Raw genomic sequence first — 7653 nt, 5'->3', positions numbered from 1 at the left:
CTTTGATGACGTTATATTTTTTTATTTCATTCACTGTTAATTCTATCCTTTTCATATCTCTAGTTTATCATTTTGGGACATTTTGTCATTCGATTACTTTAAGACATTATCACATTCGATTGATATAACAATATAGAAAACGTTTTTTAAATTGACATTATATTATCCACATACTATAATAGTAATATAATAAAAACAGATTTACTTGAAAGAAGGGGATTCCAATGTATACCTTACTCTGTTATTCTTAAATTTCATATTTTAAATGAGTGACCTTATCATTGTTATCCTAGAAATTAGGAGATAGATTATGTATTTTTTATATTTTCATATCTTTGTTTCGCAAATATGTTTTGTCTTTTTAGGTAGAATAAAAAAAGACTCGGGTAATGGAAAATTAGAAAAATTAATTCAATATCTTTGCTATGTTACTGTACTCCTTACTATAATTTATTGTATTTGGAATATTATACATTTCCCTGAATCTATATTCATTATTTGTATATTCTTTATATATGTATTTTTCTCATTAAAAAATCTATATAAAGACAAATAAATAGAGTAACTCTCTAAACTATTAGACTTGTGAAATCAAATAATTGAGATAATTTAAAAATTTTAGATTATATTCGGAGGAAAACTATGTATTTTTTATTTTTTAATTTATTTACTTCTAGCTTATGTTTCATTTTTTTAATAAAAATCAAAAAAGATGCAGATAATGGCAAACTAGAAACAATTGCTAAATATCTCTATTATTTTCCATTACTTATTCTTATCATTTTTTGCATTTGGAGTGCTATACATGGTCCAATCGGTGGATATTAAATAATATTATTTATTCCTTAATAAAAAAACGCTAACATAATTATAATGATAAATAGAGCACTCTGTTTTTAATATCATTACGAAGAATCTTATTTTAGATGGAGATAGACATGAAAAAATATTCTAAATTTATTTTCTTAACAGTCCCACTACTCCCAATTATTTTATATTATGTGGAAACTTATCCGTTAACTTATTTCTTTTCAGATACTCAAATTATAATTTATACTGTAGCTTATTATCTTGCTCTTAAAGAAATTTTAAAAGATTAGATCATAACCTCATTAAAAAGACGAGAGCATGCTCTCGTCTTTTATTTACTCAACAGTAACACTTTTAGCTAAATTTCGTGGTTTATCAACATCATAACCTAATTCTAAAGTAGCGTAATATGCCAATAATTGACTAGGTACAATAGATAAAAGTGGACTTAGATATTTTGAAACATCCGGTAAGATAAATTGGTCATCTTTCGTTGCTAATTTTCCCATGACAAATGTACATGTTTTAGCTCCTCTTGCTTTAACTTCTTGAATATTTCCTCTTGTATTTAACGATGTTTCGTCTTGTGTGATGATTGTAAAAACAGGTGTATTTTGCTCAATTAGAGCAATCGTACCGTGTTTTAATTCTCCAGCAGCAAATCCTTCTGTTTGAATATATGAAATTTCTTTTAGTTTTAATGCAGCTTCTAAAGAAACCAAATAATCTAATCCCCGACCAATAAAGAAGGCATGTTTAGCATCTTTCAAATATGTTTTTGCAAAAATATGAATGTCATCTTTTTGACTAATAATGCTTTCCATAGCATTTGATACTAAAGATAATTCATACGATAAATTAAATGCATCTTTTAGCGTATCATGTGAAAGTGCGTATGCAATAATAGATAAGACTGCCATTTGTGCAATATATGCTTTTGTTGAAGCAACCGCAATTTCTGGACCTGCATGTAATAATAGTGTGTAGTTAGATTCTCTTGATAAAGTTGAGCCATTAACATTAGTCAATGTTAAACTTGGATAATTCCACTCATTTATTTTTACTAACGCTTGACGGCTATCTGCAGTTTCTCCACTCTGGGAAATAAATATAAAGAATGGTTTTCCACTAATCAATGGTGGATGATATGAAAATTCACTTGCAATATGAACTTCTGTTGGAATATGTGCGAATGTTTCTAAATAATATTTTCCAACTAAACCAGCATGATAACTTGTTCCACATGCAATAATATGAATACGATCAGATGTCAAAATAGCTTGTTTCACATCATTTGGAATATCTAATTGATTGTCTTTTGTATATTCTTTAATAATTCGTCTTAACACTGCTGGCTGCTCATCAATCTCTTTCAACATATAAAAAGGATACGTTCCCTTTTCTAAATCTGATGCATCAATCTGTGCTGTATAAGATTGGCGTTGAATAATGTGTCCATCTTTTTCAATAGAAACATCTGCTTTCGTCAAAGTGACAAATTCTCCATCATGTAACTCAATAAATTGACGTGTTTGATGAATTCCTGCCATAGCATCACTACATACCATATTAAATTGACTACCAATACCTACTAATAAAGGACTTTTATGCTTTGCTGCATAAATAACATCAGGTGTTTGATTATCAATCAAAGCAAAAGCATAAGATCCATGAATTAGTGACAATACATATTGAAATGATTGCTTGGCCGACCATTGTTTTTCTTGAGCAAAATAAGCAATAAGAGATACAATAACTTCTGTATCTGTTTGTCCTTGTAGCACCACATGTGACAAATAAGTTTCCTTTAATTCTTGGTAATTTTCAATAACTCCGTTATGCACTAAAGTAAAACGTTTATCAAAAGATTGATGTGGATGAGCATTTTGTGTACTAGGCACACCATGAGTAGCCCAACGGGTATGACCTATACCGTAAGTGGCACAGATTGAATAATCTGTTGCTTCTTTTAATTGTTGAATTCTCCCAACTTCTTTAAATAAGTATCCTTTTTGATGTTCAACAACATAAATACCTGCCGAATCATATCCTCTATATTCTAATTTTTCCAACCCTGTTAACAAAATAGGTTGTGCTTGTTCATTTCCTATGTATCCTACTATACCACACATAAAAAACCTCCTATATATTAAAATATAGCTTTCTAAGTGAGGGAATACATATTTGTTAACTGACGTTTTTTTGTTGTATTCTGTAGACTTCACTAAGCCTTGAGTCATCCGCCGAATATTTCGATAAACTCATTCCTCGTCACCATATATATGGCCTGGCGCTTTTTTATTTCTTTTTTGTTTATGTAGAAAGCTAATGACCATGATAATATATTTTACTTTCATTGTCAAAATTCCTTTTTTATGTTTATAATAGATGTATTACATTAAGAGAAGAGGAATTTTTATGTGGAAACATCAATTATTGACGCATTTTTCTTCCATGACACTATTTGTAGATGAACCTTTATCATCTTATACATACACAAAAACTGGAGGAAAAGCAGATATTCTGGCTTTTCCAAAATCTAAAGAAGAATTATCTGAGTTAATTATTTGGGCAAAAAATCAGTCTATCCCTATTACAACATTAGGAAATGCAAGTAATGTTATCGTCAAAGATACTGGTATAAAAGGTATTGTCATCATGCTAGAATATATAAATGATATTCGTTTCGAAGATACCTATGTTCATGTATCAAGTGGCATGACATTAATTGATTTATCTAAACAAGTTAGTGAACAATCTTTATCAGGACTAGAATTTGCTTGTGGTATTCCAGGAAGTGTTGGCGGTGCAATTTATATGAACGCCGGTGCTTATGGTGGAGAAATGAAAGATATTGTTGAAGCAGTTCATGTTATCGACGAAAATGGACAATTAAAAAGCTATACTCATGATGAAATGCTTTTTGATTATCGTTACAGTATTATTCAAAACTCTACTGACATTATTATTGGAGCCACTCTTAAATTAGAACATGGCAATAAGGAAAGCATTTTAGAAAAAATGACAGAGCTAAATCATTTAAGACAATCAAAACAACCACTAGAATATCCTTCATGTGGAAGTGTATTTAAACGTCCTGAGGGATATTTTGCAGGAAAACTCATTCAAGATGCCAATTTACAAGGTAAACGCATCGGTGGTGTGGAAGTATCTAAAAAACATGCTGGATTTATGGTTAATATTGATAATGGAACAGCTACAGACTATAAACATTTAATTGCTTATGTTCAACAAGAAGTAAAAAGACAATTTAATGTAGATTTAGAAACAGAAGTCAGATTTATTGGAGATGAAAATGAGCGAAATTAATCAAGAAATTATCAATCAGATTAAAAATGATATTTTAGATGCCTTAGAGCAAGTCATTGATCCAGAATTAGGTATTGATATTATTAATTTAGGGTTAGTGTATGGCATTGATTTAGAAGATGATGGACACTGTGTTGTAACAATGACACTAACAACTGTTGGTTGTCCTTTGGCTGATATTATTATGGAAGACGTCAAAAAATCATTATTACGTTTAGAGCATGTCAAAAAAGTGACGGTCAATCTTGTTTGGACACCACTTTGGACAAAAGATAAAATGTCACGCTATGCTAGAATGGCACTGGGGATTCGATAATGACACAAAAAAACAAAACTACAATTTCCTTTATCTCAACTATTCAACAATGTGATGAAAAAGTCACTATAAACAATCGTTATGAAGGGGATTACGTGATAAAAAATAATATACACTATTTACGTTATTACGATAAAGAAAGCCATGGTATCACGCTAAAATATTCTCCTTTAGATAACACATTAACTATTTTATGGCAAAATCATGCTGTTAAAAAAATGATTTTTTCTGAAAAAAATATAACACAAACAACTTATCATCTTCCACAAGGACAATTGTTATTGAACATAGTAACAAAAAAAGTATCCATTACGATGTACCATGGCAACATAACAAAAATTAGTTTACATTATCATTTGTTATATGAAAATGAACTATTTGGACAATACAACATGGAATATGCCATTCATTAATCATTAAACGGAACTAAAAAGTGAAAAAAATTTTTACCATATAATTTTTTATTTGTTAGTATTCTATATATTTTAATATATATGAAACGCTTATTTTAAATCTTTACTTTCTTAGAACTGGTACTCATAAACATAAATTTAATAGCATCACATATATATTAAAATTATTTCATTATCTATAAAAAAACTACTTTCTAAAATACATCATTTTGGATTTTTATTTGATATACGAAAAAAAGTGTTGGTAAACTTTTAGTTTACCAACACTTTTTTATACTACTCTCCTAAAGAAACTACTAGGTAGCGATAAGGTTCTTTTCCTTCTGAATGTGTTGAAATATGCTCATATTTACTTAAACATGCATGTACAATTTTTCTCTCAAATGCTGGAAGAGGCTCTAAAAAGATAGCTTGCTTTGTTTTTAACACACGTTTTGCCGTTCTATCAGCAATTTCTCTTAATTTTTCTTCACGTTTTTGTCTGTAATCACCAATATTCACAACTACCATCGGTGCCTTTTCATAATCACGATAAACTAAAGTTTGCGCTAAAATTTGTAAAGCATTGATAATTTTTCCATGTTTTCCAATTAGCAGACCTGCTTTTTCTGTTTCAATTTGAAATATAATTTTTTTAGACGTTTCTTTAACTTGAACAGTAATATCTGCACCATATTCTTTAGATACCTCACTTAAATACTGACAAACAAACTGGTACAACTCACTATGTTCATTATCATGATGTTCAATCACATCAATTTTTTCAATTTCCTCTACACGTTCAATCTCTACTTCTTCTCGTACATAACTAACATCATTTAAAATTATTGATTCTTTTTTTGAAATTTCGATAATAGCATCTTTTTGACCAAATCCAAAAATACCTTTTTTTCCTTCGTCTTTAACCACAATATTTGCTTCATCTTTTGTAATATTTAATTTAATTAATCCTTTTGAAATGGCTTGTTCAACGGTTTTATCTTGAATAACTAATTTTTCCATTATAAAATCCTCCTTTATTATTTTTTACTCGTTGCCTCTTTAATGGCACGTTTAATGGCTCTTTTTTTCGCTTTTTCTGCTCTTAATTTATCTTCACGCTCTTGACGTAATTTAAATGGATTGTTTAATATTAAAGTTTGAACAACTGCAAAAATATTACCTACTAACCAATATAAAGCAAGTGCTGAGTTGACAGAGATACTGAAAAAGAAAATCATTCCCGGCATAAAGTACAACTGTAAAAATTTCATTTGCTGTGCATTTTTAGGTTGACCTTGTAATATTAAATAAGAATTTAACCATGTAAAGAAAGCTGCTAAAATAGGTAAAATAAAATAAGGATCCGCTTTACCTAATTCAACCCAGAAAAAATGACCTTCGTGAATTTCTTTTGTTGCCCCTACAGCTTGATATAAAGCAATCATAATTGGCATTTGAATCAACATTGGTAAACAACCCGCCCATTGATTAACACCATGTTTAGCATTTAATTCTTTTATAGCCTCTTGTAATTGCATTTGTGTTTCTCTATCACGAGCAGAATATTGTTCTCTTAATCGTTTCATTTCCGGCTGTAATTCTGCTGTTTTACGTGATATTTTGCTTTGATATTGTAAAATTGGCAATAGTAAAATACGTGTTATAATCGTAAAAAGAATAATTCCTACGGCATAATTACCATTAAAGGCATTTGCTAAATATTTTATACTACCAGATAATAAATCAATTACAGATTGCCATAAATTAAATTCTCCTTCTTGTACATTTCCACAAGCTGTTAACATGAACGTCATAAATAATAAAATCATCGCTTTTTTTATTTTGTTCATAATGATTAATCTTCCTCCACTTTATGTTTATTTTTTATTAGATGACATAAATGTAAAACATGTAATAAACTTTTTTTTATGTCATGAACACTCATCTCTACCATTGGTTGACGTGCAATTACTATTATATCATAATTTTCGCAAAATAATTCTCTTAATTCATAAATTGCACGTCTTATTTTTCTTTTTATACGATTTCGAACAACAGCATTCCCTAATTTTTTACTTACAGATATTCCAGTTCTTAAATAAGGTTGATTTTTTCTTTCCAGATAATATATAATACACTGCTTATTTGCCTTAGAACGCTTAGCATAAAATAGCTGTTTGAAATCTTTTTCTTTTTTTAATCTATATATTTTTTTCACTCGTTAAAATCCAATCTTTCATGTTTATCACATTATATATCAAAATTAGTATAAAAAAAAGACCACTTTAACAGTGATCTAAGCTGATAAAACTTTTCTACCTTTACGACGTCTACTTGCTAATACGCGACGTCCATTTTTTGTACTCATACGTTTGCGAAATCCGTGTACTTTTTGACGATGACGTTTTTTTGGTTGGTAAGTTCTTTTCATGAAATTCTCCTCCTAGCGAAACTATATCTATCCTTTTCATATAAAATATTCAGACAGTCTTTAACAGTATAAAAAAATTACGCTTTTTTGTCAATTATATTTTAACAATAATCCTATTTTTTTACACTATTAAAATTTACCCGTGTTGTAAAATGAAGTGCAACAAATAAAAATAAACAAAAAAACATGAAAATCAGCTATACTAAAGTTGCCAAACCAAATAGATAGGAAGATTTTCATGTCCGAAGTACATTATACCACAAAACGACACTATAAACACTTAAGTGATAAAGAAAGAAGTCAAATTGAAATATTATTAAACGAGGGCTATACTATTTCAAAAATTGCAACACTACTGAATCGCCATAAAT

Annotated in this window: 9 protein-coding genes; 4 read left to right on the top strand and 5 right to left on the bottom strand. The window is 29.1% G+C overall.

The annotated features are described in order from the left end of the window. Positions 1–1145: 1145 nt before the first annotated feature. Positions 1146–2942: a glutamine--fructose-6-phosphate transaminase (isomerizing) gene (gene glmS / locus E4T68_RS07870; protein ID WP_135125785.1), complete on the bottom strand. Its 1797-nt coding sequence runs from the start codon at positions 2940–2942 to the stop codon at positions 1146–1148. A gap of 286 nt (positions 2943–3228) precedes the next feature. Here glmS and murB point away from each other — a divergent pair, with 286 nt between their 5' ends. From murB to E4T68_RS07855, 3 genes are read left to right on the top strand one after another with little or no spacing between them, the layout of a single operon-like run. Beyond that, positions 3229–4140, top strand: coding sequence for a UDP-N-acetylmuramate dehydrogenase (gene murB / locus E4T68_RS07865; protein ID WP_135125784.1), 912 nt, complete (start codon positions 3229–3231; stop codon positions 4138–4140). Continuing rightward, positions 4127–4456 carry a metal-sulfur cluster assembly factor gene (locus E4T68_RS07860; RefSeq protein ID WP_135125782.1) on the top strand — a complete coding sequence of 110 codons (330 nt, stop codon included), beginning with the start codon at positions 4127–4129 and terminating at the stop codon, positions 4454–4456. Before murB ends, E4T68_RS07860 begins: the two co-directional genes overlap by 14 nt. Further along, positions 4456–4869, top strand: coding sequence for a DUF1934 domain-containing protein (locus tag E4T68_RS07855; RefSeq protein ID WP_135125780.1), 414 nt, complete (start codon positions 4456–4458; stop codon positions 4867–4869). Before E4T68_RS07860 ends, E4T68_RS07855 begins: the two co-directional genes overlap by 1 nt. Positions 4870–5145: 276 nt before the next feature. On the opposite strand, the gene jag is transcribed toward E4T68_RS07855, so the two are convergent. The 4 genes from jag to rpmH form a co-directional block, all read right to left on the bottom strand. After that, the gene (gene jag / locus E4T68_RS07850) at positions 5146–5871 is read right to left on the bottom strand and encodes an RNA-binding cell elongation regulator Jag/EloR (protein ID WP_135125778.1); all 726 of its coding nucleotides are present in this window, start codon (positions 5869–5871) and stop codon (positions 5146–5148) included. A 17-nt stretch (positions 5872–5888) separates the two neighbouring features. Then, positions 5889–6701: a membrane protein insertase YidC gene (gene yidC, locus E4T68_RS07845; protein WP_135125776.1), complete on the bottom strand. Its 813-nt coding sequence runs from the start codon at positions 6699–6701 to the stop codon at positions 5889–5891. 5 nt (positions 6702–6706) lie between these two features. Further along, positions 6707–7069 (bottom strand): ribonuclease P protein component, encoded by a 363-nt coding sequence (gene rnpA, locus E4T68_RS07840; RefSeq protein WP_135125774.1) that lies wholly within the window; start codon positions 7067–7069, stop codon positions 6707–6709. Between the two features lie 78 nt (positions 7070–7147). Continuing rightward, positions 7148–7282, bottom strand: coding sequence for a 50S ribosomal protein L34 (gene rpmH, locus E4T68_RS07835; RefSeq protein WP_135125773.1), 135 nt, complete (start codon positions 7280–7282; stop codon positions 7148–7150). A gap of 238 nt (positions 7283–7520) precedes the next feature. Between rpmH and E4T68_RS10010 the strand changes: the two genes are divergently transcribed. Further along, on the top strand, positions 7521–7653 hold a 133-nt coding region (locus E4T68_RS10010; RefSeq protein ID WP_135125751.1), incomplete at its 3' end, for a helix-turn-helix domain-containing protein.

It is taken from the genome of Granulicatella sp. WM01, assembly GCF_004570605.1.
Taxonomy (GTDB): Bacteria; Bacillota; Bacilli; order Lactobacillales; family Aerococcaceae; genus WM01.
The sequence above is the reverse complement of the archived record's forward strand: the minus strand, read 5'-3'. Positions and strand labels throughout refer to the sequence as shown.

Bases quoted from the DNA above. Each gene is read 5' to 3' on its own strand.
- glmS (WP_135125785.1), bottom strand. From the start codon at position 2,942: ATGTGTGGTATAGTAGGATACATAGGAAATGAACAAGCACAACCTATT.
- murB (WP_135125784.1), top strand. From the start codon at position 3,229: ATGTGGAAACATCAATTATTGACGCATTTTTCTTCCATGACACTATTT.
- E4T68_RS07860 (WP_135125782.1), top strand. From the start codon at position 4,127: ATGAGCGAAATTAATCAAGAAATTATCAATCAGATTAAAAATGATATT.
- E4T68_RS07855 (WP_135125780.1), top strand. From the start codon at position 4,456: ATGACACAAAAAAACAAAACTACAATTTCCTTTATCTCAACTATTCAA.
- jag (WP_135125778.1), bottom strand. From the start codon at position 5,871: ATGGAAAAATTAGTTATTCAAGATAAAACCGTTGAACAAGCCATTTCA.
- yidC (WP_135125776.1), bottom strand. From the start codon at position 6,701: ATGAACAAAATAAAAAAAGCGATGATTTTATTATTTATGACGTTCATG.
- rpmH (WP_135125773.1), bottom strand. From the start codon at position 7,282: ATGAAAAGAACTTACCAACCAAAAAAACGTCATCGTCAAAAAGTACAC.